Below are 23,386 nucleotides of genomic sequence, written 5' to 3'. Positions count from 1 at the left end.
GATGACGATCACCACCCCGCCCCTCACCAAGCAGGCGGCCACCGGCGTGCTGACCGGGCTGGCCCTCGGCGACGCCCTGGGCTTCCCCACCGAGTTCGACGACGTGCCCGCGATCCTCGCCGCCCACGGCCCCTGGCGGCGGATGGAGCTGCCCGCGCCCGCCCGCGTCAGCGACGACACCCAGATGACGCTCGCGCTGGGCCGCGCCCTGCGCACCGCCACGGACAGCGGACCGCTCACCCCCGAACGGCTGGTGGGCCCGGTCCGCGACGAGTTCGTGGCCTGGTACCGCTCGCCCGACAACGACCGCGCCCCCGGCGCCACCTGCCTGGACGCCTGCCGTCTGCTGGAGGACGGCCGGATCTGGCAGGAGGCGAGCCGGACCGGCTCCAAGGGGTGCGGCGCCAACATGCGGGTCGCCCCCGTCGGCCTCGTCCCCGGCCTCGGCGAGGAGCAGCGCGCCGGGGCCGCCCAGCTCCAGGCCGCCCTCACCCACGGCCACCCCACCGCCCTGGCCGCCTCCGACCTGCTGGCCCGCGCGGTCTTCCTGCTCGCCCAGGGCGTCGAACCCCTCGGCCTGGTCGGCCGGCTGCGCAGCTACGCCTACGACAACCGGGGCCGCTACCTCACCCGCTGGCTCGGCGACCTCTGGCGCCACGCCGGCGACGCCACCGCGCAGGCGTACATCCAGCGCGGCTGGGACGAGTGCCTGACCGCGCTGGACGCGGTCCGGGACGCGCTGCGCGACCCGTCGCCGGAGACCGACCCGTGCGAGCGCACCGGTGACGGCTGGGTCGCCGAGGAAGCCCTCGCCACGGCCCTGCACTGCTTCCTGCTCTTCCCCGAGGAGCCCGTCACCGCTCTGCGCCGGGCCGCCTGCACCCGAGGCGACTCCGACTCGATCGCCTGCCTGACCGGGGCGCTGTCCGGGGCGCACCTGGGCGCGGCCGCCTGGCCCGCGGCCTGGTCCGACCGCGTCGAGTACCGCAGCGACCTGCTGTCCCTCGCGGCGCTCTGGGACGCCTGAGCCGAAGCCGTACGGGGGCGGGGACGGGCACGGCGGCGCGGCGCGGCGGTCTATCCTCGTGCACGTCGAGACCCGCACCGCCCCCCTCGGCGACCACCGCCGCCCCGCGCAAGGACACCGCCCCGTGAGAACCGCCCTCGTCATCGGAACCGGGCTCGTCGGCACGTCCGCGGCCCTCGCGCTCGCCGGGCGCGGCGTCCGGGTCCACCTCGCCGACCGCGACCCGGCCTCCGCCCGTACCGCCGCCGCGCTCGGCGCGGGCACGGACGAGCCGCCGGCGGGCCCCGTCGACCTGGCCGTCGTCGCCGTGCCGCCCGCGCACACCGCCACCGTCCTCGCCACCGCCCTGCGCGAGGGCGCGGCCCGCGGCTACCTGGACGTGGCCAGCGTCAAGGGCGGCCCGCGCCGCGAGCTGGAGGCGCTCGGGCTCGACCTGGCGCCCTACATCGGCACGCACCCGATGGCCGGCAAGGAGCGCTCCGGGCCCCTCGCCGCCACCGCCGACCTCTTCGAGGGCCGCCCCTGGGTCCTCACCCCGGCCCCCGACACCGACACCGAGGCCCTCAACCTCGCCCTCGAACTGGTGGCCCTGTGCCGGGCGGTCCCGGTGGTCATGGACGCCGACGCCCACGACCGGGCCGTCGCCCTCGTCTCGCACACCCCGCAGCTCGTCTCCTCGATGGTCGCCGCCCGACTGGAGGAGGCCGACGAGACCGCCGTACGCCTCTGCGGGCAGGGCATCCGCGACGTGACCCGGATCGCCGCCTCCGACCCCCGGATGTGGGTGGAGATCCTCGCCGCCAATCCGGGCCCGGTCGCCGACGTGCTCGCCGGCGTCGCCGCCGACCTGGAGGAGACCGTACGGGCCCTGCGCGGGCTGCACTCCGACGACGAGCAGAGGCGGCGCGCGGGCGCCGACACCGTCGAGGGCGTCCTGCGCCGGGGCAACGCCGGCCGGGAGAGGGTCCCCGGCAAGCACGGCGCCGCCCCCGCCGCGTACGAGACCGTGGCCGTCCTGATCGGCGACCGGCCGGGCGAGCTGGCGGCGATCTTCGCCGACGCCGGCCGCGCCGGGGTGAACATCGAGGACGTCCGCATCGAGCACGCCACCGGCCAGCAGGCGGGCGTGGTCCAGCTCATGGTCGAGCCCGGCGCCGTCCCGGTGCTCGGAGCGGCCCTCCAGGAACGGGGCTGGTCGCTCCGCGGTTGAGCCGTACGGGGTACGAGGGGCCGTCCGGCACTCGGTAACCTGGTACGGGGCCGCGCTCCGGCCCGCCACTCCCCGCCCCGTGTACCAGGAAGGTGTCCACCACCGTGGAAACCGCACGCCCCTCCGTGATCGTCGCCATCGACGGGCCCTCGGGCACCGGAAAGTCGAGCACCTCCAAGGCCGTCGCCGCCAAGCTCGGCCTGAGCTACCTGGACACGGGCGCGCAGTACCGGGCCATCACGTGGTGGATGCTGAACAACGGCGTCGACGTCGGCGACCCGGCCGAGATCGCGACCGCGGCCGCCAAGCCCGTGATCGTCTCCGGCACCGACCCCACCGCCCCGACGATCACCGTCGACGGCGAGGACGCCTCCGGGCCGATCCGCACCCAGGAGGTCACCTCCAAGGTCAGCGCCGTCAGCGCGGTCCCCGAGGTGCGCACGCTCATCACCGGGCTGCAGCGCTCCATCGCCGCCGCCGCGACCGGCGGCATCGTCGTCGAGGGCCGGGACATCGGCACCACCGTGCTGCCCGACGCCGACCTCAAGATCTTCCTCACCGCCTCCCCGGAGGCGCGCGCGGCCCGCCGCAGCGGGGAGATCAAGGGCGCCGACCTCGCCGCCACGCGGGAGGCGCTGATCCGGCGGGACGCGGCCGACTCCGGCCGCAAGACCTCGCCGCTCGCCAAGGCGGACGACGCGATCGAGGTGGACACCACCGAGTTGACCCTCCAGCAGGTCATCGAGTGCGTCGTCACCCTCGTCGAGGAGAAGCGGGTCCCCGCGTGAGCGACGCCACAGGCGGACCCACCCCGCGGGGAGCGGCCGTCGGGCGGGCCATCGGCATCGGCCTCGTGCACGGGCTCTTCAGGCCCCGTGTGCTCGGCGCGTGGCGCGTTCCCGCCGCCGGACCCGTCATACTCGCGGTGAACCACTCCCACAACATCGACGGGCCGATGGTCATGGCCACCGCGCCCCGGCCGGTGCACTTCCTGGTCAAGAAAGAGGCGTTCGTCGGCCCCCTCGACCCGTTCCTGCACGGGATCGGACAGATCGAGGTGGACCGCACGACCGTCGACCGCACCGCCGTCACCCACGCCCTCGGCGTGCTGGCGGGCGGCGGCGTCCTCGGGATCTTCCCCGAGGGCACCCGGGGCGAAGGGGACTTCGCCTCGCTGCGGTCGGGGCTCGCGTACTTCGCGGTGCGGAGCGGGGCCCCCGTCGTCCCCGTCGCCGTCCTGGGGAGCACCGGGCGCCGAGGGCGGCTGATACCGGGGCTGCCCCCGCTGCGCAGCCGGGTCGACGTCGTCTTCGGCGACGCGTTCGACGCGGGCGCCGGCGACGGGCGGCGGACGCGCAGGGCCCTGGACGAGGCGACCCTGCGGTGCCGGGCGAAGCTGACCGGCCACCTGGAAAGCGCCAGGCGCCTCACCGGGCGTTAGGCGAGACTTGAGTAGTGGAGCGCTGATCGCGGTCCATCGATGATGATGCAAAGAGGAACGGACTTCATGGACGACCAGAATCACTCCGACGGCCCGAGCCAGGAGCACGGAGCACTCGGCGACGCCGAGTTCGCGGAGTTCATGGAGCTCGCCGCGCAGGAGGGCTTCGACCCCGAGGAGATCGAGGGCGCGCTCGACGAGGCCGGCCACGGCCCCCTCCCCGTGCTCGCCGTCGTCGGCCGCCCCAATGTCGGCAAGTCGACCCTGGTGAACCGGATCATCGGCCGCCGCGAGGCCGTCGTGCAGGACAAGCCCGGCGTCACCCGCGACCGCGTCAGCTACGAGGCCGAGTGGGCCGGGCGCCGCTTCAGGGTCGTCGACACCGGCGGCTGGGAGCAGGACGTGCTGGGCCTCGACGCCTCCGTCGCCGCCCAGGCCGAGTACGCCATCGAGACGGCCGACGCGGTCGTCTTCGTCGTCGACTCCACCGTCGGCGCCACCGACACCGACGAGGCCGTCGTCAAGCTGCTGCGCCGGGCGGGCAAGCCCGTCGTGCTCTGCGCCAACAAGGTCGACGGCCAGAGCGGCGAGGCGGACGCCACCGCCCTGTGGTCGCTCGGCCTCGGCGAGCCCTACCCGGTCTCCTCGCTCCACGGCCGCGGCACCGGCGACATGCTGGACGCGGTCCTGGAGGCCCTGCCCGACGCCCCGGCCCAGAAGTTCGGCGCCGCGCTCGGCGGCCCCCGCCGCATCGCCCTGATCGGCCGCCCGAACGTCGGCAAGTCCTCCCTGCTGAACAAGGTCGCGGGCGAGGACCGGGTCGTCGTCAACGAGCTGGCCGGCACCACCAGGGACCCGGTCGACGAGCTGATCCAGCTCGGCGGGACCACCTGGAAGTTCATCGACACGGCCGGCATCCGCCGCCGCGTCCACCTCCAGGAGGGCGCGGACTACTACGCCTCGCTGCGTACGGCCGCCGCCGTGGAGAAGGCCGAGGTCGCCGTCGTCCTGATCGACTCCAGCGAGTCCATCAGCGTCCAGGACCAGCGCATCATCACCATGGCCGTGGAGGCCGGGCGGGCGCTCGTGCTCGCGTTCAACAAGTGGGACACCCTCGACGAGGAGCGCCGCTACTACCTGGAGCGGGAGATCGAGACGGAGCTGGCGCAGGTCTCCTGGGCCCCGCGCGTCAACGTCTCCGCCGTCACCGGCCGCCACATGGAGAAGCTGGTCCCGGCGATCGAGACCGCGCTGGAGGGCTGGGAGACCCGCGTCCCCACGGGTCGGCTGAACGCCTTCCTCGGCGAGATCGTCGCCTCCCACCCGCACCCGATCCGCGGCGGCAAGCAGCCGCGCATCCTCTTCGGCACCCAGGCGGGCACCAAGCCGCCGCGGTTCGTGCTGTTCGCCTCCGGCTTCCTGGAGCACGGCTACCGCCGCTTCGTCGAGCGCCGCCTGCGCGAGGAGTTCGGGTTCGAGGGCACCCCCATCCACATCTCCGTACGCGTCCGCGAGAAGCGCGGCCGCAACAAGTAGCACCCGGCACACCACGACGGAGCCCCGGCCCCCACGCGACAGCGTGGGGGCCGGGGCTTCGTCGTGGCGGCGCTCAGACCTCCCGCGAGCCCGGCGGCAGCGCCGCGGGCCGGGGCCTGCCCGCGTGCCGCCCCACGCGCTGCCATGAGCCGAGGCCCCCGGCGTGCCTGCCCTGGCCCCCCTGTCCGCCGCCCTGCCCGCCGGGACCGGAGGCGGCCGGATGGCCGCTCAGCGGGGTCCTGGAGGCGAAGAGCCCCAACCCGAAGGCGGCGAAGCCGAGGTTCTCCTCCCCGCTCCGGTCGCCCGGCAGCGCCCGGAACGAGCGCCGGTACTCGGAGTACAGCGCGTCGTAGATGGGGGTGGGGGAGACGCCCCCCGACGGCTCCTGCGAAGGGCGCATCGCAGGGATCGGGCGCGGGGGCTGGCGGGAGGAGTCGTATGAGTGCACGTAGGTGCCAACGACCCCGCCGTCCGTCGGATGCGGTCGGAGCGGGGAAAACGCCGTCCGGCGGACGGGCCCGAGCTGGGCGTGCACGCTCAGGTCCCGGCCAGCGGCATCGCGGCGGCGACCAGGCTCCCGTCGACCGCGGCCTTCTCCAGGGCGTCCCGCAGCAGGTCCTCGCGCGGCTGCTGGCCGATGGAGCCGGCCGGGGCGGCGAAGACGAGGACCTGCTGCGACTTGTTGGCCGCGGCCCGCCAGCCGTCGGTCACCTGGAGCGGCTGGTGGGCCTGCCACCAGGCCACCGGGTTGCCGCCGCCCGCGCTCGGCTGGAGCACCGCGTGGAGCTGGCCCACCGCCAGCAGCACGGACCAGCCGGGAAGGACCTCGGGCAGCCGGTCGAGGCCGGGCGCGGGCCGGAAGCCCTGCTCCAGCAGCAGCGCGAGGAACTCGTCCCCCGCGCTGCCGTCGGTGCCGGGCCGGGCGACCGGGCCGGTCGGTTCGACGACCAGGGCCGGGCGGAGATCGCCCTCGATGAGGACGAGACCGCTGGTGATGCCGAGGACGGCCTGTTCGGGCATGAGCCCCTCCGTAGTCTTCTGCTCGCTGCCGGTGATGCTGCGCACCGCGCCCTGGAGCTGGTCCTCCGCGACCTTGACGACCTGCGAGGGGATGCACGTCGCGTGGGCGAACGCGAGCACGGCGGTCTCGTCCCCGACGAACAGCACCGTGCTGGTGCGCTCCTGGTCGGAGTCGCCGGGGGTGCGGCAGGAGGTGCAGTCGTAGCTGCCGGGAGTGTCGTCGCCGACGAGCAGCCGGTCGGCTTCGTCGTCGCCGATCTCGGCGCGTACGTCCTGGCTGACGTCGAGCATTCGCGGCACGGGTGGCTCCTCGAACTCGGTGCGTGGGCCGGGCGGTTCCCGGCTCATGAAGAGACAACGCGGGATGCGCGGCCGGGGTCACGGACCGGGGCGCACAGAAGTACGGAAACGAGCCGGCGCGCCGGTACGCCGAAGGGGCGGCCGGGCGCGTCCGGCGTCCGCGCCGAGGTTTTACCGGTGGTCGGGCAACCTCCCGGCGCCGTCCCCCGTCAAGCTCCACGGAGAACGCCGGCGCACGGGCGACCGGTTTCCACCACCGGCCGGCCCGCCCCCGAGCGGATCGCCGAGCGAAGGCCCGCGACGCGGGCGATCCTGGCGGAGGACTCCCGGAACCGGCAGGTCAGCCGTGGTTCCGGTGGCGGGACGGGGAGAGCGCGCTCTCCCTCCCCGTCCGTCCCGGTCCCGCGCGGAGCGGGACCCGCCGGGAAGTACAGTCCGAGAGACCAGATGGACCAGGGGGAAAACGGCGGCACCATGCACATCTCATTTCTGCTCCACAACGCGTACGGCATCGGCGGGACGATCCGGACGACCTTCACGCTCGCCCGCACACTCGCCGAGCAGCACGACGTGGAGATCGTGTCGGTGTTCCGGCACCGCGACGCCCCCGCCCTCGGCGCCCCCGAGGGCGTGACGCTGCGCCACCTCGTCGACCTGCGCAAGAAGAGCCCGGCCTACGACGGGGACGCGGCCGAGCACGGCCGCCCCGCCGCGGTGTTCCCGCGCGGCGACAGCAGGCACAAGCAGTACAGCAGGCTCACCGACGCCCGGATCGCCGCCCACCTCCAGGGGGTCGAGGCCGACGTCGTCGTCGGCACCCGCCCCGGACTCAACGTGCACCTGACCCGGCAGACCCGCCGGGGCCCGGTGCGCGTGGGGCAGGAGCACCTGACGCTCGACAGCCACGGCTACCGGCTCCGCCGGGAGATCGCCCACCGCTACACCCTGCTCGACGCGCTCACCACCGTGACCCGCGCCGACGCGGAGGACTACCGGGCCCGGCTGCGGCTCCCCGGCGTCCGGATCGAGGCGATCCCCAACGCCGTGCCCGCGCCGGCCTGCCCGCCCGCCGGGGGAGACCTCAAGTGGGTCGTCGCCGCCGGCCGGCTGCACCGGGTCAAACGGTACGACCTGCTGGTACGGGCCTTCGCCCAGGTGTCCGCCGCCCGCCCCGACTGGCGGTTGCGGATCTACGGCGGCGGGGACGCCACCGGCAACGAGCAGGCGGCCCTGCGCGCCCTCGTCGACCGCCTCGACCTGCACAACCACGTCCACCTCATGGGCTCGGCCAACCCGATGGAGGCCGAGTGGCCCAAGGGGTCGATCGCCGCCGTCACCTCGGACCGGGAGGCCTTCGGCATGACGATCGTCGAGGCGATGCGCGGCGGCCTCCCGGTCGTCGCCACCGACTGCCCGCACGGGCCGGCCGAGATCGTCGAGGACGGCGTCGACGGACGCCTGGTGCCGGTCGGCGACCCCGACGCGATCGCCGCCGCGCTGCTCCAGTTGATCGAGGACGACGAGCTGCGCCACCGGATGGGCCGGGCGGCCCTCGCCGCCTCGGAGCGCTTCGACCCGGCGCGGATCGCCGAGCGCCACGAGCGCCTGTTCGCCGACCTCGTCGCCGGCGGTGCGCGGGGACGCGGGCACGGGGCCCTGCGCACCGCGCTGCACCGCACCCGCGGCAGTGTGCTCGACGGGGCGTACGCCCTGCGCTACAAGGCCGCCGACGTACTCCGCAAGGGAAGGGCCGCATGACCGCCACCGCCGTACGCGCCGACTGCGCCGCCGATCCGGACGGCGCCCTCACCTTCGACCTGGCCGGGCCCGCCCCCGCCTCCGTGCTGCTCCTGCGCCGCCGGGGCGCGGCGGGCGACCGCCCCGGCGGCACGGTGCGCCTCCCGCTCGACCCGTGGGGCGCCGGACGGCTGCGGGCCGTCCTGCCGCCCTCGGTCGAACTGTCCGAGGGCCGCTGGGACGCGTACGTGGAGGAGCCCGGAGCCGAGGCGGCGCGGACCGTGGAGCCGGGGCTGCGGGATCTGCGCGCCCTGGTCGACCGCAGCCCGGACCCCCGCACCCCGGCGATCAGCGCCCGCGTCCCCTACCCGACCGCCGACGGCCGGCTCGCCCTGCGCTGCTGGCTCCGCGCCCCGCACGCCGAGGCCGGGGACATCCGCCTCGGGCCCGCGCGGATGACGGCCGAGGGCGTGCTGTACGGCGTCGAGGCGGGGGAGGGGGCCGCCGTGGAGGCGCGGTCGGCGGGCGACCCGGCCCGGACGCACCGCGTCCCGCTCGTCGCGGTGGACGGGGCGCCGGGCGGCTTCGCCTTCACCCTGCCCTTCGCCCCGCTGGCCGCCGGGCCGGTGGGCGAGGAGAGCCTCTGGCACCTCTGGCTGGTCCCGGCGGCGGGCGCGGAGGCGGTCAGGGTCTCCCGCGTCCTGGACGACGTCTGGTCCCGCAAGAAGTCCTACGTCTACCCCGGCCGCCCCGCGGCCGACGGCGTCCTCGCCACCCCCTGCTACACCGCCGACAACGATCTCTGCGTCCGGGTGGAACCCGCTCCGCCCTCCGCGTGAGGCGCGGGGCGGGCGCGCACATCGGAACACCGGGAAAGACAAGGCCGGTTTAATGGCGGGGGAATTTCCGGTGTCCGGGCTTTCGGCACACCGGCCTCCGGAGTGGGAAAGGGGCAGGTCGTCCCGGTGATTCCGGGGTCGTCGGCGAACCCCGCGCCGCACGCCCGGCGAGGGGTGCGGCCATTTCGCGCGGAGGCCTTCGAGGAGCCCGTACGGGTGAATGGGGCCGGGTTTACGGGTGTGGGGGCGCTGTGACACAGATGTGACCGCCCCGCCGCGCGGGGACGGCGCCAGGGCCCGGCGCCCCGGCCTTCCGTCACGGTCCGCGGCCGCCTACGGTGAAGGCATGGCATCTCTACCGACCCCTCCAGCACAGCCGGACGACGCCGCCGACTCCTACGTGGGCCTGGCCGCCGACGCCGCCGAGCGGCAGGCGAGGAGCCGTGGCTGGGACACGGTCCGGACGGTCGCGCCGGGCGCCTTCCTGACCATGGAGTTCCGCCGCGGGCGCATCAACTTCCAGGTCGAGGACGGCTCCGTGACGCGGTGCTGGGTGGGCTGACCCGCTCGCCCCGGCACGCCGAAGGCCCCGACCGCCCGGTCGGGGCCTTCGGCGTGTGCGCGGGGGCGGGTCAGCCGCCCGTCATCGGCCGGGCCGGGCTGCCGGGGGCGCGGGGGCCGCGCTCCGCGTGCGGCGGCGGGCGGCGGACGCCCGCCGGGGCCGCCGGCAGCCCGCCCGGACGCACGGGGTGGACCGTGTGGGCCCGCGCCCTGGCCCCGGCCGCCGGGCGCACGGGGGCGGGCGGGACCGGGTCCGCCGGCGCGGCGGCCGGCTCCTCGCCGACCGCCGGGGGGAGCGGCGCCGGCCGCGTCCCGCCGCCCGCCCCGGCCGCCCGTTGCTCGCGCCACTCCTCGCGCAGGGCGAGGATCCAGGCCTCGGTCCGGGCGATCAGCGGCTCGCACCAGGGCAGCGCCAGCAGGATCAGCAGCCCGGCCGCCCAGCCGAGCACGACGTCGCTGAGCCAGTGCGTACCGATGTAGACGGTGGTGAGCCCGACGCCCAGCGAGACCGTCGCGGAGACCGCCGACAGATAGCGGCGGGCGCGCGGGGTGGTGGCCAGATAGGCGAGGATTCCCCAGGTCACCACCGCGTTGGCGGTGTGACCGGAGGGGAATATGTCCCCGCCGGCGAACATCTCGGACGAGCCGATCCGCGTCGCGTAGTGGGGGCCGAGCCGCCCCAGCCCCAGCTTGACCGCGCCCACCGTCACGTTCAGCAGCAGCAGGGACGCGCCGAGGACCAGCAGCGGCCGGAGCGTGTGCTGCCGCCAGGAGCGCCACCCCAGCCAGCAGGCGACCATCACCGCCGTGGGGCCGCGCTGCCCGAGCACGACGTAGTAGTCGAGGAAGGCGTGGAGTTCGGGCCACTGCTGGTAGGGCCGGAACAGCATGACCTTCCAGTCCAGTGCCACCAGCCAGGACGTGATCAGCACCGCGAGGACGATGGCGAGGTAGAACGCCAACGTCCCGCCGAAGAGGGCGATGCGGTGACGGCTCATCCGCGGCACCACTATCTTCGGCGGTTCCGGCTCCCGGTCCAGGCGGGCAAAGATGTCGGTACGCACCCAATCGACGTTACAGCGAGTGAGTGTGCGAGCAGGCCAATCCGACAGCTTTGTGATGACGATGTGATGTGGACTTCGTCTCAGAACGGCGTCTTTTCCGGGTGCGAGAAGAATCCCCGCGAGCGTGCGGCCAATTGACCGCGGACTCCGTTCGGAAGCGTGTTTGATCTTTCGGAAAATTGCGCGCACGGGAATACGTCGGAATTGCTGCCGCCATTCGGGTCGGGCGCGCCCCTCCCGTCCGCCGCGCCCCGGCGCCGCCCTGCGGACGGCCCCGCCCGGACCCGAGCCGCGTGGCGCACGCCACAGCGTGCTGTGCGCGGGCGTATGAGGTGGGCCACGTGCGCCCGCACGGGACTCGCGTACGCTGACGGCTCATTCGCCCGTCGACGCGGGGCCCGCGTGCCCCGCGTCGGGCCGCCGCCTGCCGTGCGCGCCCGGAGCGCCCGCCCGCCGGCGCGCGCCGGAACACCCGAGCGCCTCCGCCGCGGGGCCGTTCCGGCGCCGCGCGAGCGCGTGCACCGGCCGGACCGCGGCCGTGCTCCGGGCGACCGGGGCGGTCAGCCGCCGGGAACGGGGGACGCGAACCCCGCGCCACCGGCGGCCCGCCGAGCGCGAGGCATTCTCTGGGAGGTACGTAGATGTCCGGGACGACCACGGCCGGAGCCCGGCTGCGCCGCGCCGGCCACGACGCCGATCGCTGGGTCGTCCTCGTGGTCCTCTGCCTCAGCCTCCTGGTCGTCGCGCTGGACGCGACCGTGCTCCACGTCGCCGTGCCCGCGCTCACCGAGGACCTGCGGCCCAGCGGCACCGCGCTGCTGTGGATCGTGGACGCCTACCCGCTCGTCTGCGCCTCCCTGCTCATCCTCTTCGGCACCCTGGGCGACCGGATCGGCCGGCGCCGGGTCCTGCTCTCCGGCTACGTCCTCTTCGGGGCCGCCTCCGCGCTCGCCGTGGCGGCCGACAGCCCCGGCCTGCTGATCGCGGCCCGCGCCCTGCTCGGCGTCGGCGGCGCGATGATCATGCCCGCCACGCTGTCGATCCTGCGCCAGGTCTTCCCCGACCGCCGGGAGCGGGCGCTCGCCATCGGCGTGTGGACCGCGGTCGCTGCGGTCGGGGCCGCCATCGGCCCGGTCGTCGGCGGCTTCCTGGTCGAGCACTTCTGGTGGGGCTCGGTCTTCCTGATCAACATCCCGCTGATGGCCGTGATCCTGCCGCTGGGCCGCCTGCTGCTGCCCGAGTCGCGCGGCGGCGACGACGGCCCGTGGGACGTCCTGGGCGCGCTGACCGCGGCCGCCGGAGTCCTCGGCGTCGTCCTCGGCGTCAAGCGGTTCGGCGGCGGCGCGGACCTCCTGGACCCGGTCGCGCTCGGCCCGCCCGTCCTCGGCGCGGCCCTCCTGGTCCTCTTCGTGCGCCGCCAGAGGCGCCGTACGCATCCGCTCGTCGACCTCGCGATGTTCGCCCGCCCCGCCTTCAGCACGGCCGTCGGCTGCATCGTCCTCGCCATGCTGGCCCTGGTCGGCCTCCAACTGGTCGCCGTCCAGTACCTCCAGCTCGTGCTGGGGCTCAGCCCGCTGGAGACCGGGCTGCGGCTGCTGCCCCTGACGTTCGCCGCGATGGCCGCGGGCGCCACCGGTTCGCGCACCCTGCGCCGGTTCGGCCCCCGCTCCATGGTGGGCTGGGGCTTCGTCCTGACGGCCTCGGCGGTGCTGCTGCTCACCGCGACGGGCCGGCACGACCAGCCGGTCCTGCTGACCGCCGCCTTCGTCCTGCTCGGCTTCGGGCTCCAGACGACGCTCTTCGGGTCCTACGAGTCGATGCTCAGCGACGCCCCGCCCGAGCGGGCGGGCGGCGCGGCGGCGATCGGCGAGACCTCCTACCAGTTGGGCGCGGGCCTCGGCATCGCCCTGCTCGGCAGCGTGATGAACGCCGCCTACGCCCCCGGCCTCGCCGCCCTGCACGAGGAGGGCGTGCCCGCCCGCGCCACCTCGGCGGCCTCCCACTCGCTGGGCGAGGCCTACCAGGTCGCCGCCGAGCTGGGCGGCCCGACGGGAGACCTGCTGCGCTCCACCGCCCGCGACGCCTTCATCGGCGGCCTCCACGTCACGCTGTCCGTCAGCGCCGGTCTGCTGCTGCTCGGCGCGCTCGCCGCCCTGCGGCTTCCGAGGACGATGGACGGCCCCCGGCCGGGGGCGCCCGCCGCCCCGGCCCCGCGCCGGAGGGTGCCCGCGCGGCGCGAGCCGGTCGAGGGCCCGCCGTACGGGCCGGGGGAGGACGGCGCGCGGAAGATCGCCTCTGGACGCGTGCCGCACGGAGCCGTAACGTCGGAACGACGTACCTGACCACCACTCTGTTCGCGGAGCCGCAGGGGCCGGCCCCGGCCTCCGAGCACCGTGCGAGCCGTCGGAGGCCTGCCCCATGTCCCGCACCGAGTCCGCGAAGCCGTCCGCGCTGCCGCCGTTCGACGCCTCGGACCCCCTCGGCATCGACGACCTGCTCGACCCGGAGGACCTCGCGATCCGCGACACGGTCCGCGCCTGGGCGGCCGACCGGGTCCTGCCGCACATCGCCGAGTGGTACGAGCGGGGCGAGCTGCCCGGCATCCGCGAGCTGGCCCGCGAACTCGGCGCGCTCGGCGCGCTCGGCATGTCCCTCTCGGGCTACGGCTGCGCCGGGGCGAGCGCCGTCCAGTACGGGCTGGCCTGCCTGGAGCTGGAGGCGGCCGACTCCGGCATCCGCTCGCTCGTCTCCGTACAGGGCTCGCTCGCGATGTACGCCATCCACCGCTTCGGCTCCGAGGAGCAGAAGCGGCGGTGGCTGCCCGGCATGGCGGCGGGAGAGGTCATCGGCTGCTTCGGCCTCACCGAGCCGGACCACGGCTCGGACCCGGCCGGGATGCGGACGTACGCCGAACGCGACGGCGACGACTGGATCCTCACCGGCCGCAAGGCGTGGATCACCAACGGCTCCGTCGCGGGGGTCGCCGTCGTCTGGGCGCAGACCGGGCGGGAGGACGGGGGCCGGGGCATCCGGGGCTTCGTCGTGCCGACCGACGCCCCCGGCTTCTCCGCGCCCGAGATCCGCCACAAGTGGTCGCTGCGCGCCTCGGTCACCAGCGAGCTGGTCATGGACGGCGTCCGGCTGCCCGCCGACGCGGTGCTCCCGGAGGCCACCGGGCTGCGCGGCCCGCTCAGTTGCCTGAGCCACGCGCGCTACGGCATCGTCTGGGGGGCCATGGGGGCTGCGCGGTCCTCTTTCGCGGCGGCCCTCGCCTACGCGGGGGAGCGGGAGCAGTTCGGCCGGCCGATCGGCGGCTTCCAGCTCACCCAGGCCAAGCTGGCGGACATGGCCGTCGAACTGCACAAGGGCATCCTGCTCGCCCACCACCTGGGGCGCCGGATGGACGCGGGGCGGCTCCGGCCCGAACAGGTCAGCTTCGGCAAGCTCAACAACGTGCGGGAGGCGATCGCCATCTGCCGCACCGCGCGCACGATCCTCGGGGCCAACGGGATCTCGCTGGAGTACCCGGTGATGCGGCACGCCACCAACCTGGAGTCGGTGCTCACCTACGAGGGCACCGTGGAGATGCACCAACTGGTGCTGGGCAAGGCGCTCACCGGTCTCGACGCCTTCCGGTGAGCGGCCGCGCCGGCGGCGCGCCGACCGGACGCGGGTGACCGGAGCTGTCCGGCGAGCGCCCCGCTCAGCTCTGGTTGAAGAACCCGTCGGCTCTGCGGCGGGCGGCCTCGCCGGCCACCACCTGGGTGTCGGCGGGGGACAGCAGGAAGACCCGCGTGGCCACGCGGTCGATCGAGCCGCGCAGACCGAAGATCAGCCCGGCGGCGAAGTCCACCACGCGCTTGGCGTCGGCGGGGTCCATGGCCGTGAGGTTGACGATCACCGGGACGCCGTCCCGGAACAGCTCGCCGATGGCGCGCGCGTCACGGAAGCTGTCCGGGGTCACCGTCGCGATCCGGCGGTCCTGCTCGTCGGCCGCCTCGGCGGCCACCTGCACCCGCGCGTCGGTGACCCAGGCGTGGCCGCCCGTGCTCGTCTCCGCACCCTCGGCGTACTCGTCTTCGTAGTACCGCTCGTCGTTGTCCTCGACGAGGCCCAGCCAGGCACTCGCCTTGCGCACCGATCCCATGGACGCCTCCTCTCACCGCGGTTCCCTGGTGTTCCGCATCTCTCTCGTATCCCTATGGTCGTCCATGATGCGGATACCGCGCCAAGTGGATAGTCGGCGCGCAGGGGGTTCGTGACGGTACTGATGCAGAGGATGTGGCGGTTCGTCAGGGTTCCTCCTGGATGGGGAGGGTTGCGAAAGGAAAATATGATGCGCCGGGCCGTACGGGTGAGGTAGGGGGCGTACGGGTGAACGAGGCGCTCGGTACGATGCACGACGCTCCGGCGCACGGCCTTCGCGCGCCGGCTGAACGGCTCACGGGGGATCGTCGTGTTCGGAATCGTCAGGCCCTGTACGCACCGGCTCTCCGAGGGGCTGCGGACCGAGTGGATGGCCCATCTCTGCGGCCTCTGCCTGGCGCTGAGGGCTGATCACGGACAGTTCGCCCGGATCGTCACGAACTATGACGGACTGATCGTCTCGGTGCTGACGGAGGCTCAGGCGGGCCGCACCGCCGCCGGTCGCCGCACCGCCGGACCCTGCCCGCTGCGCGCCCTGCGCACCGCGTCGGTCGCCCGCGGCGAGGGGGCCAGGCTCGCCGCCGCCGTCTCGCTCGTCCTCGCCTCGGCCAAGGTCCGCGACCACGTCGCCGACCGGGACGGGCTGTTGGCGCGCCGCCCGGTCGCCGCCGCCGCCCGCCGGGTGGCCGCGGGCTGGGACCGGGCGGGCGCACGGACCGGCGCCGCCCTCGGCTTCGACACCGCGCTGCTGGTCGACGCGGTCGACCGGCAGACCGGGATCGAGGCGCTCGCCGGCCCCGGCACCGCGCTGCTGACGGTCACCGAGCCCACCGAGACGGCCACCGCCGCGGCCTTCGCCCACACCGCCGTGCTCGCCGGGAAGCCGCGGAACGCCGAGCCGCTCGCGGAGGCCGGCCGGCTCTTCGGGCGGCTCGCCCATCTGCTGGACGCCGTGGAGGACCGGGAGGCGGACGCCGCGGCGGGCGCGTGGAACCCGCTCACGGTCACCGGCGCCTCGCTCGCGGAGGCCCGCCGGCTGTGCGACGACGCGCTGCACGGCGTACGGCTGGCGCTGCGCGAGGTGGAGTTCGCCGACGACCGGCTCGTCCACGTGCTGCTCGTCCACGAGCTGCGGCGCTCGGTCGACCGGGCGTTCGGCTCCTCCTGCCCGCACCCGGAACACCGGGCGTCCCAGGGGGGTCCGCAGCTCCGGGGCGCCTTCGGGCCGCCGCCCGGCAACCCGTACGCCCCGACCGGTCCGGGCGGCCCGGCCGCGCCGCCGCCTTCGCCCCGGCCGCCCCGCGAACGGCGCGGGCCGGTCGCCGGGTGCCTGGTGTGGACCGGGCTCGCCTGCACCTGCCAGATGTGCTGCGGCACCTTCGAGGACCCCTGGAGCCGGGAGCGGCGCGACGGGCTGTGCCGCCACTGCGACTGCGGCAACTGCTGTGACGCCTGCGAGTGCTGCGGCTCCTGCGGCGACGGCTGCTGCTGTTGCGGTGAGTCCTGCGGCTGCGACTGCTGAACCGCCCGCCGGCGGGGTGACGGCGGGTCACTTCCGCTCGGGCGGCGAGATCTCGGACGTCTCGATCGCGGACTCGGTGGTCCCCCACTTCTTCAGGATGCGGTCGTAGGTGCCGTCCGCCTTGAGCCGGTTCACCGCCGCCTGGAAGGCGGGCGCCAGCGGGCTGCCCTTCTTGAAGGCGAAGCCCACGTCGAGGCGCTTGTACTCGTTGAGGAAGCGCAGCCCCTCTTGCCGGCTCACGGCGTAGCGCAGCCCGTTGATGGTGGACATCACCACGTCGCTGCGGTTCTGCTGGAGCGAGAGCCAGGCCGCCGTCGAGTCGGCGTAGGTCTTCACCTCGTAGGGCTTCTCGCCCTTCTCCGCGCACCGGGGCCGGTTCTCCTGGAGCGTCACCTCGAAGGTCGTGCCCGCCGCCGTGCTCACGGTCAGGCCGCACAGGCTGGTGAGGTCGGTGACCTCCTTCAGCTTGCTGTCCTCGCGGACCGCGAAGCCCTGGCCGTCGTTGATGTACGTCACGAAGTCGATCGTCTTGCGGCGCTCGTCGGTGACGCCGAAGTTCCCCGTGCCCACGTCGTACTTGCCGCTGCCCAGCGCCGGCAGGATCGCCTCGAAGGAGGCCACCTCGCGCTTCGTCCGCAGCCCCAGGACACGGGCCACCGCGTCCGTGAAGTCGATGTCCGCCCCGGCCAGGGTGGCGCCGTCCTCCCGGTAGAAGGCCCCCGGCGGGGAGCCGATCGCGGCGGCGACCCGCAGGGCCCCCGCCTTCCGGACGCCGGCGGGCAGCAGTCCGGCCGCCGCCTCGTCCTTGCGCACCTCGGAGACCACGTCCGCCGTCGGGATCTTCCCCCGGCCCGCGCCCTCGGCGGATCCCGCGCCGGGCGGGTCCGCCGGTTCGGCGCACGAGGTCAGCGTCAGCGCCGCCGCGGTGATGAGGGCGAAGAGGGCGGTATGCCGGGACGGGGGCATGGCGGTGTTTCTCCTGGTTCGTCAGGGCGCACAGGTGCGACGGGTAGGCCGACCGGCCCCGAGCCGGGTGGGGCGCGGAGCGGCGGCGAAGGAGTTCAGCGGTGCGAGGGGAGGGCGGTGCGGTGTGGTGAAGGTGAAGTCACGCGGGGAACGCTCGAACGCCGCGGAGCGGACGTGAGCGAGGAGGAACCGGACAGCAGGAGGTCAGCTCAACAGGAAGAGGACCACACGCGACCGAAGTCGATGTGGGAGCGGGTGACCAGCCACTGCTGCGGATGCATGGGCTCAGTGGAACAGGCATTCGGTGCCGCGTCAACTGCCGTGAGACGTAAGGCTCATAGTGTGGACAGGCTTGACAGCACACCATGTACGGCGATTGTCTCTGAGGCGGACCGGCGCTGAGGGGCCCGGCCCACGTGTGGTTTTCGGTGTGAAGGTACGCCCCGTGTTCGATCTGAGCATCCACGGAGCCCCACCATGCCCCCGCAGACCGTCTCGCTGCCCTCTTCCCCCTCCGCGCCGCCCGCCAAGGACGACGCGGAGGCCGTCCCCCGTATCGTCCCGGTCCGCCGAACAGGCCGCTGGGCGGCGGCCGTCGCCGTCCTGCTGCTGCTCGCGGCGGTGCTGAACTCCGTCGTCCGCAACGACGCCTTCCAGTGGGACGTCGTCCTCTCCTACTTCGCGACCACCTCCGTCCTGCGCGGCCTCTGGCTCACCCTGTGGCTCACCGCGGTGGTCATGGTGCTCGGCTTCGCGCTCGGCACCCTCCTCGCCGTCCTGCGGCTGTCGGGCAACCCCGTGCTCCAGGCGGTGAGTTGGGCGTACGTGTGGCTGTTCCGGTCCACGCCGGTCCTGGTCCAACTGCTGTTCTGGTTCAACATCGGCGCCCTGTACCCGCAGATCTTCGGCGTCTCCACGGTCAGCCTCCTCGGCCCGGTCGCCGTCGCGGTCATCGGGCTGACCCTGCACGAGGCCGCGTACGCCGCCGAGGTGGTGCGCGGCGGCATCCTCTCGGTCGAGCGCGGGCAGGTGGAGGCCGCCCAGTCCCTCGGCCTCGGCCCCTGGCGGCGGCTGCGCCGCATCGTGCTGCCGCAGGCGATGCGCTCCATCGTGCCGCCCGCCGGCAACATGCTGATCGGCACCCTCAAGGGCACCTCCATCGTCAGCGTCATCGCCGTGCAGGACCTGCTGTACTCCGTGCAGCTCGTCTACCACCGCACCTACCAGGTCATCCCGCTGCTGCTCGTCGCCACCATCTGGTACGCGGCGGTCACCTCGCTGCTGACCGTCGGCCAGCGCTTCGTGGAGCGGTACTACGCGCGCGGCACGGCGGGTGCGCGATGAGCGCCGCACCCGTCCTCGTGGTGATCGGCGGCGGCCCGCGCGGCACCGGCGTCATCGAGCGCATAGCCGCCAACGCCCCCCGGCTGTACGGGAACCGCCCCCTGGACATCCATCTGGTCGACCCCTACCCGGTGGGCGGCGGGCGGATCTGGCGGCCGGACCAGTCGCCGCTGCTGTGGATGAACTCCATGGCCCAGGACGTCACCATGTTCACCGACGAGACGGTCGAGCTGGCCGGCCCGGTCGTGCCCGGCCCGGCCCTGGACGCCTGGGCGGAGGACGTGCGCGCGGGCCGCGTCTCGCCCGACGCGGATCCCGCCGTCCTGGCGGAGATCCACGGACTCACCGGTCAGGACTTCCCCAGCCGGCGGCTCCAGAGCGCCTACCTGCGCTGGACCTACGACCGTGCGCGCGCCGCCCTGCCGCCCGGCGTCACCGTGCGCGAGCACCGCACCACGGCCCTGTGCGTCACCGGCCCGCGCGGCGGACGCCAGCGGGTGAGGCTCCAGGGCCGCACCAAGCCGCTCGTCGCCGACGCCGTCATCCTCACCGTCGGCCACGTCGATGCCGAACAGGACGCTGAGCAGCGCCGGTTGAGCGACTTCGCCAAGCGGCACGGGCTGGTCCACCTGCCGCCGGACTTCACCGCCGACAGCGACCTGGACGCCCTGCCCGCCGGGGAACCCGTCATCGTCCGGGGCTTCGGGCTGGCGTTCGTCGACCTGATGGTCCTGCTCACCGAGGGCCGCGGCGGACGCCACGAGGGCGACGCCTACCTGCCCTCGGGGCGTGAACCCGTGCTGTACGTCGGATCGCGGCGCGGCGTCCCGTACCACGCGAAGATCGGCTACGGCTGGAGCGGCGACCGCCCGCCGCCGCCCCGCCACCTGGGTGCCGCCTGGGCCGAGGAGCTGCTGAGCCGGCCCGGACCGCTCGACTTCCGGCGCGACGTCTGGCCCGCGGTGGCCAAGGAGCTGGGCCACGCCCACTACCACCGGCTGTTCACCGCCCACCCCGAGCGCACCGCCCTGGACCACGCGGTCTTCGCGGAGAAGTACGCCGCCGCCGACCCGGACAGCCCCGAGCTGGCCGACCTGGTGGCCGAGGCCGTGCCCGACCCCGCCGACCGGCTCGACCTCGACGCGCTGGACCGGCCGCTCGACGGCGTCCGCCACGACTCGCCCGAAGCCCTCCAGGAAGCCCTGCGCGCCTACATCACCGCCGACCTGACCCGCCGCCACGACCCGGCGCACAGCCCGGACCTCGCGGTCTTCCTCGGACTGCTCGCCTCCTACGCCCAGTTGATCCGCCTCGGCGACATCGGCGGTTGGTGGCACGGGTTCTTCAGCTACCTCGCCTCCGGGCCGCCCGGCCCCCGCCTCCAGCAGCTCCTGGCCCTCTCCCGCGCCGGCGTCGTCCGCTTCCTGGGCGCCTCGCTCACCGTGGAGGCCGACGAGGAGCGCGGCGTCTTCCGGGCCCGCAGCGCCACCGTCCCCGGCGCGCACACCGAGGCCCGCGCCCTGGTCGAGGCCCGCCTCCCCGGCCCCTCGCTCCGCAACACCGCGAGCCCCCTGCTGCGCGCCCTGCACGAGGGCGGGGCGGCCCTCACCGCCACGGGCCTGCTCGCCGTGGACCCGGTCGACAGCCGGGTCCTGGACCGCGACGGCCGCCCCCACCCGCGCCGCTTCGCCCTCGGCCCGTTCACCACCGCCCGCAACAGCGGGGCGTTCACCCGCCCCCGTACCGGCGGCCCCGCCTTCGGGCAGAACGACGCCGCCGCACGGGCCGCCCTCGTCCTCCTGCGCGACCTCCCCGACCGGGAACGGACCGACTCCTGACCCGCCGCGCCCGCACCCGCACACCTCCACCCCCGCCACCAAGGACCCCTCTCATGCCGTTGACCAGCGATCCGCCCATCGACCCACCCGCCGCGAGAACGGCCGTACCCGGCACGGACCCCGGAGAGCTGACCATCGTCCCGCTGCGCCACCCCTGGCGGTGGGTCGCCATCGCCGCGACGGCCGTCCTGCTCGCCCAGTTCGTGTCCGGCCTGGTCACCAACCCCGGCTGGGAGTGGGGCGTCTTCGCGCAGTTCTTCACCGCGCCGGCCATCCTCGAAGCCGTCTGGGTCACCCTCCAACTGACCTTCTACGGCACGGCGCTGGGCTTCGCGCTCGGCATCGTCCTGGCCTTCATGCGGCTGTCGGAGAGCCGGTTCCTCCGGACGGTCGCCCACGGCTACATCTGGGCGTTCCGCTCCATCCCGCTCATCGTGCAACTGCTGTTCTGGTTCAACCTCGCCTACCTCTACAAGGAGGTGCAGATCGGCATCCCGTTCGGGCCGGGCTTCCTCACCTTCGAGACGATGAACCTGGTCGGGGCGATGAGCGCCGCCGTCCTCGGCCTCGCCCTGCACCAGGCGGCGTACGCGGCGGAGATCGTGCGCGGCGGGGTGCTGGCCGTCGGCGGCGGGCAGTGGGAGGCCGCCGCCGCCCTCGGCATCCCCCGCCACCGGCAACTGCGGCGGATCGTGCTCCCGCAGGCGATGCGCTCCATCCTGCCCAACGCCGCCAACGAGATCATCTCGCTGTTCAAGGGCACCTCGATCGTCTCCGTCATGGCGATCGGCGAACTCTTCTACCAGGTGCAGGTCGTCTACGGCCGCAACGGCCGGGTGGTGCCCCTGCTGATGGTCGCCACCGTCTGGTACGTCCTGCTCACCACCGCGCTCTCCGTCCTCCAGCACTACGTCGAACGCCACTACGCCAAGGGGGCCGCGCGATGACCGCACCCAGCGATGCCATGGTCGAAATCCGCTCCGTGCACAAGAAGTTCGGCTCCGTGGAGGTGCTGCGCGGCATCGACCTGACCGTCCGGCCCGGCGAGGTGACCGTCATCCTCGGCCCCTCCGGCTCCGGCAAGTCCACCCTGCTGCGCACCATCAACCACCTGGAGAAGGTCGACCAGGGCTGGATCAGCGTGGACGGCGTCCTGGTCGGCTACCGCAGGGACGGCGACAGGCTCCACGAGCTGCGCGAGCGCGAGGTGCTGCGCCAGCGCACCAAGATCGGCTTCGTCTTCCAGAACTTCAACCTCTTCCCGCACCTGACGGTCCTGGAGAACATCATCGAGGCGCCGGTCTCCGCGCTGCGCCGCCCCCGCAAGGAGGCCGTCGCGGCGGCCGGGAGGCTGCTGGAGCGGGTCGGCCTCGCCGACAGGGCGGCGGCCTACCCCGCGCAGCTCTCCGGCGGCCAGCAGCAGCGCGTCGCCATCGCCCGCGCCCTGGCCCTGGAGCCCCGGCTGCTGCTCTTCGACGAGCCGACCTCCGCCCTCGACCCCGAACTCGTCGGCGAGGTCCTCGACGTCATCAAGGACCTGGCCCGCGGCGGCACCACGATGATCGTCGTCACCCACGAGATCGGCTTCGCCCGCGAGGTCGCCGACACCGTCGTCTTCATGGACGAGGGCCGCGTCGTCGAGCAGGGCCCGCCCGCCGAGGTGCTCGACCGGCCCGCCCGCGAGCGCACCCGCGCCTTCCTCTCCAAGGTCCTGTGACCAGCCCCATGCCCCTTCCCCCGTACAGGAGTCCGTCCGTGACCGTCCGCCGCACCACCGCCCGCACCCTCGCCGCGCTCACCGCCGCCGCCCTGCTCACCGCCTGCGGCTCCGACCCCGCCACCGACCTGGCGGCCGGGAAGGGCGGCGGGGGCGGCAAGGGGGGCGGGATCAACATCGGGCCCGACCAGAACCGCGTCAGAGGCGAGAAGGCGGCGGCCGCGGCCGCCCTCGTGCCCGAGGCCGTCCGCGAGCGCGGCACGCTGCGGATCGGGGCCAGCGCCGACGCCGTGCCGCCGCTGGGCTTCTACGCCACCGACGACCGGACCCGGATCGGCTCCGAGATCGACATCGCCACCCTCGTCGCGGACACCCTCGGCCTCACCCCGCAGTTCGAGGAGGTGTCCTGGGAGAACCTCTTCGTCGGCCTGGACAGCTCCAAGTTCGACGCCGTCCTGTCCAACGTCACCGTCACCGAGGAGCGCAAGGAGAAGTACGACTTCGCGACCTACCGGCTCGACAACATCGCCTTCGAGGCCAAGAAGGGCTCCGGCTGGAAGGTGAAGGGCCCCGCCGACGTCGCGGGGAAGACCATCTCGGTCTCCTCCGGCACCAACCAGGAGAAGCTCCTGGTCGACTGGAGCGAGGAGAACACCAAGGCCGGGCGGAAGCCCGTGGACATCACGTACTTCCAGAAGGACACCGACTACTACCTGGCCCTCCAGTCCGGCCGCATCGACGCCCACCTCGGCCCGAGCCCCGCCGCCGCGTACCACGTCGCCTCGGCCGGCCAGTCCGAGATCGTCGGCACCTTCTCCGGCGCCGGGGGAGGCCTCCAGGGCAAGATCGCCGCCACCACGAAGAAGGGCAACGGCCTGGTCGACGCGTACGCCGCCGCCATCGACCACATCGTGCGGGACGGCTCGTACGCCGAGGTCCTCAAGCGCTGGGGGCTGAGCGGCGAGGCCGTGACCAGGTCGGAGATCAACCCGCCCGGCCTGCCCAGGACGGAGAGCTGACCCGGGGGGCCGGGGGGGGGGGGGGGGGGGGGGGGGGGGGGGGGGAGGGGGGGGGGGGGGGGGGGGGGAACAGCACCACCCGCACCCCACAGGGGAGCG

The 23,386-nt window shown here is 74.4% G+C and carries 21 protein-coding genes; 16 read left to right on the top strand and 5 right to left on the bottom strand.

All coding sequences use genetic code 11. The features are described 5' to 3' along the window. Nucleotide 1 precedes the first annotated feature (1 nt). From ACZ6EJ_RS24490 to der, 5 genes are all read left to right on the top strand, one after another. Entirely contained in the window at nt 2-1,027 is a 1,026-nt protein-coding gene (locus tag ACZ6EJ_RS24490; protein ID WP_469270012.1) for an ADP-ribosylglycohydrolase family protein, read from the top strand. Between the two features lie 124 nt (nt 1,028-1,151). Further along, complete coding sequence (locus tag ACZ6EJ_RS24485; protein ID WP_469270011.1) at nt 1,152-2,237, top strand: prephenate dehydrogenase; 1,086 nt, start codon at nt 1,152-1,154, stop codon at nt 2,235-2,237. Nucleotides 2,238-2,329: 92 nt separating this feature from the next. After that, on the top strand, nt 2,330-3,025 hold the full coding sequence (gene cmk, locus ACZ6EJ_RS24480; RefSeq protein ID WP_469270009.1) for a (d)CMP kinase: 696 nt from the start codon (nt 2,330-2,332) through the stop codon (nt 3,023-3,025). Continuing rightward, nucleotides 3,022-3,678: a lysophospholipid acyltransferase family protein gene (locus ACZ6EJ_RS24475; protein ID WP_469270008.1), complete on the top strand. Its 657-nt coding sequence runs from the start codon at nt 3,022-3,024 to the stop codon at nt 3,676-3,678. Before cmk ends, ACZ6EJ_RS24475 begins: the two co-directional genes overlap by 4 nt. 66 nt (nt 3,679-3,744) lie before the next feature. Continuing rightward, nucleotides 3,745-5,214, top strand: coding sequence for a ribosome biogenesis GTPase Der (gene der, locus ACZ6EJ_RS24470; protein ID WP_469270007.1), 1,470 nt, complete (start codon nt 3,745-3,747; stop codon nt 5,212-5,214). A 73-nt stretch (nt 5,215-5,287) separates the two neighbouring features. Here der and ACZ6EJ_RS24465 read toward each other — a convergent pair whose 3' ends face one another. Further along, complete coding sequence (locus tag ACZ6EJ_RS24465; RefSeq protein WP_469270006.1) at nt 5,288-5,614, bottom strand: hypothetical protein; 327 nt, start codon at nt 5,612-5,614, stop codon at nt 5,288-5,290. A gap of 137 nt (nt 5,615-5,751) precedes the next feature. Then, nucleotides 5,752-6,534 (bottom strand): hypothetical protein, encoded by a 783-nt coding sequence (locus ACZ6EJ_RS24460; RefSeq protein ID WP_469270005.1) that lies wholly within the window; start codon nt 6,532-6,534, stop codon nt 5,752-5,754. A 474-nt stretch (nt 6,535-7,008) separates the two neighbouring features. Between ACZ6EJ_RS24460 and ACZ6EJ_RS24455 the strand changes: the two genes are divergently transcribed. The 3 genes from ACZ6EJ_RS24455 (at nt 7,009) to ACZ6EJ_RS24445 (ending at nt 9,672) form a co-directional block, all read left to right on the top strand. After that, nucleotides 7,009-8,292, top strand: a complete 1,284-nt coding sequence (locus tag ACZ6EJ_RS24455) for a glycosyltransferase family 4 protein (RefSeq protein WP_469270023.1) — start codon at nt 7,009-7,011, stop codon at nt 8,290-8,292. Beyond that, nucleotides 8,289-9,110: a transferase gene (locus ACZ6EJ_RS24450; RefSeq protein ID WP_469270003.1), complete on the top strand. Its 822-nt coding sequence runs from the start codon at nt 8,289-8,291 to the stop codon at nt 9,108-9,110. The genes ACZ6EJ_RS24455 and ACZ6EJ_RS24450 overlap by 4 nt, the downstream gene beginning before the upstream one ends. A 346-nt stretch (nt 9,111-9,456) precedes the next feature. Next, complete coding sequence (locus ACZ6EJ_RS24445) at nt 9,457-9,672, top strand: I78 family peptidase inhibitor (RefSeq protein WP_469269997.1); 216 nt, start codon at nt 9,457-9,459, stop codon at nt 9,670-9,672. Between the two features lie 70 nt (nt 9,673-9,742). Here the strand turns inward: ACZ6EJ_RS24445 and ACZ6EJ_RS24440 are convergent, their stop codons facing one another. Then, nucleotides 9,743-10,735 (bottom strand): phosphatase PAP2 family protein, encoded by a 993-nt coding sequence (locus ACZ6EJ_RS24440; RefSeq protein WP_469269995.1) that lies wholly within the window; start codon nt 10,733-10,735, stop codon nt 9,743-9,745. Between the two features lie 641 nt (nt 10,736-11,376). On the opposite strand from ACZ6EJ_RS24440, the gene ACZ6EJ_RS24435 reads away from it, so the two are divergent. Together ACZ6EJ_RS24435 and ACZ6EJ_RS24430 are read left to right on the top strand one after the other, a co-directional pair. Next, nucleotides 11,377-13,077, top strand: coding sequence for an MFS transporter (locus tag ACZ6EJ_RS24435; RefSeq protein ID WP_469269993.1), 1,701 nt, complete (start codon nt 11,377-11,379; stop codon nt 13,075-13,077). A 76-nt stretch (nt 13,078-13,153) separates the two neighbouring features. Then, nucleotides 13,154-14,374 (top strand): acyl-CoA dehydrogenase family protein, encoded by a 1,221-nt coding sequence (locus ACZ6EJ_RS24430; protein WP_469269992.1) that lies wholly within the window; start codon nt 13,154-13,156, stop codon nt 14,372-14,374. Between the two features lie 64 nt (nt 14,375-14,438). Here the strand turns inward: ACZ6EJ_RS24430 and ACZ6EJ_RS24425 are convergent, their stop codons facing one another. Then, nucleotides 14,439-14,882, bottom strand: coding sequence for a cell division protein SepF (locus ACZ6EJ_RS24425; protein WP_469269991.1), 444 nt, complete (start codon nt 14,880-14,882; stop codon nt 14,439-14,441). 309 nt (nt 14,883-15,191) lie between these two features. Here ACZ6EJ_RS24425 and ACZ6EJ_RS24420 point away from each other — a divergent pair, with 309 nt between their 5' ends. Then, entirely contained in the window at nt 15,192-16,403 is a 1,212-nt protein-coding gene (locus ACZ6EJ_RS24420) for a DUF5685 family protein (RefSeq protein ID WP_469269989.1), read from the top strand. A 27-nt stretch (nt 16,404-16,430) separates the two neighbouring features. Here ACZ6EJ_RS24420 and ACZ6EJ_RS24415 read toward each other — a convergent pair whose 3' ends face one another. Then, nucleotides 16,431-17,369, bottom strand: a complete 939-nt coding sequence (locus tag ACZ6EJ_RS24415; RefSeq protein ID WP_469269987.1) for an ABC transporter substrate-binding protein — start codon at nt 17,367-17,369, stop codon at nt 16,431-16,433. A 477-nt stretch (nt 17,370-17,846) separates the two neighbouring features. Here ACZ6EJ_RS24415 and ACZ6EJ_RS24410 point away from each other — a divergent pair, with 477 nt between their 5' ends. From ACZ6EJ_RS24410 to ACZ6EJ_RS24390, 5 genes are read left to right on the top strand one after another with little or no spacing between them, the layout of a single operon-like run. Further along, entirely contained in the window at nt 17,847-18,713 is an 867-nt protein-coding gene (locus ACZ6EJ_RS24410; protein ID WP_469269985.1) for an amino acid ABC transporter permease, read from the top strand. Next, complete coding sequence (locus ACZ6EJ_RS24405; RefSeq protein WP_469269983.1) at nt 18,710-20,551, top strand: FAD/NAD(P)-binding protein; 1,842 nt, start codon at nt 18,710-18,712, stop codon at nt 20,549-20,551. The genes ACZ6EJ_RS24410 and ACZ6EJ_RS24405 overlap by 4 nt, the downstream gene beginning before the upstream one ends. A gap of 53 nt (nt 20,552-20,604) precedes the next feature. Continuing rightward, entirely contained in the window at nt 20,605-21,498 is an 894-nt protein-coding gene (locus tag ACZ6EJ_RS24400; protein ID WP_469269982.1) for an amino acid ABC transporter permease, read from the top strand. A gap of 17 nt (nt 21,499-21,515) precedes the next feature. Next, complete coding sequence (locus ACZ6EJ_RS24395) at nt 21,516-22,268, top strand: amino acid ABC transporter ATP-binding protein (RefSeq protein ID WP_469270021.1); 753 nt, start codon at nt 21,516-21,518, stop codon at nt 22,266-22,268. 38 nt (nt 22,269-22,306) lie between these two features. After that, on the top strand, nt 22,307-23,287 hold the full coding sequence (locus ACZ6EJ_RS24390; protein WP_469269980.1) for an ABC transporter substrate-binding protein: 981 nt from the start codon (nt 22,307-22,309) through the stop codon (nt 23,285-23,287). The last annotated feature ends 99 nt before the right edge of the window (nt 23,288-23,386 follow it).

It is taken from the genome of Streptomyces sp. NPDC041970, assembly GCF_055588985.1.
The sequence above is the reverse complement of the archived record's forward strand: the minus strand, read 5'-3'. Positions and strand labels throughout refer to the sequence as shown.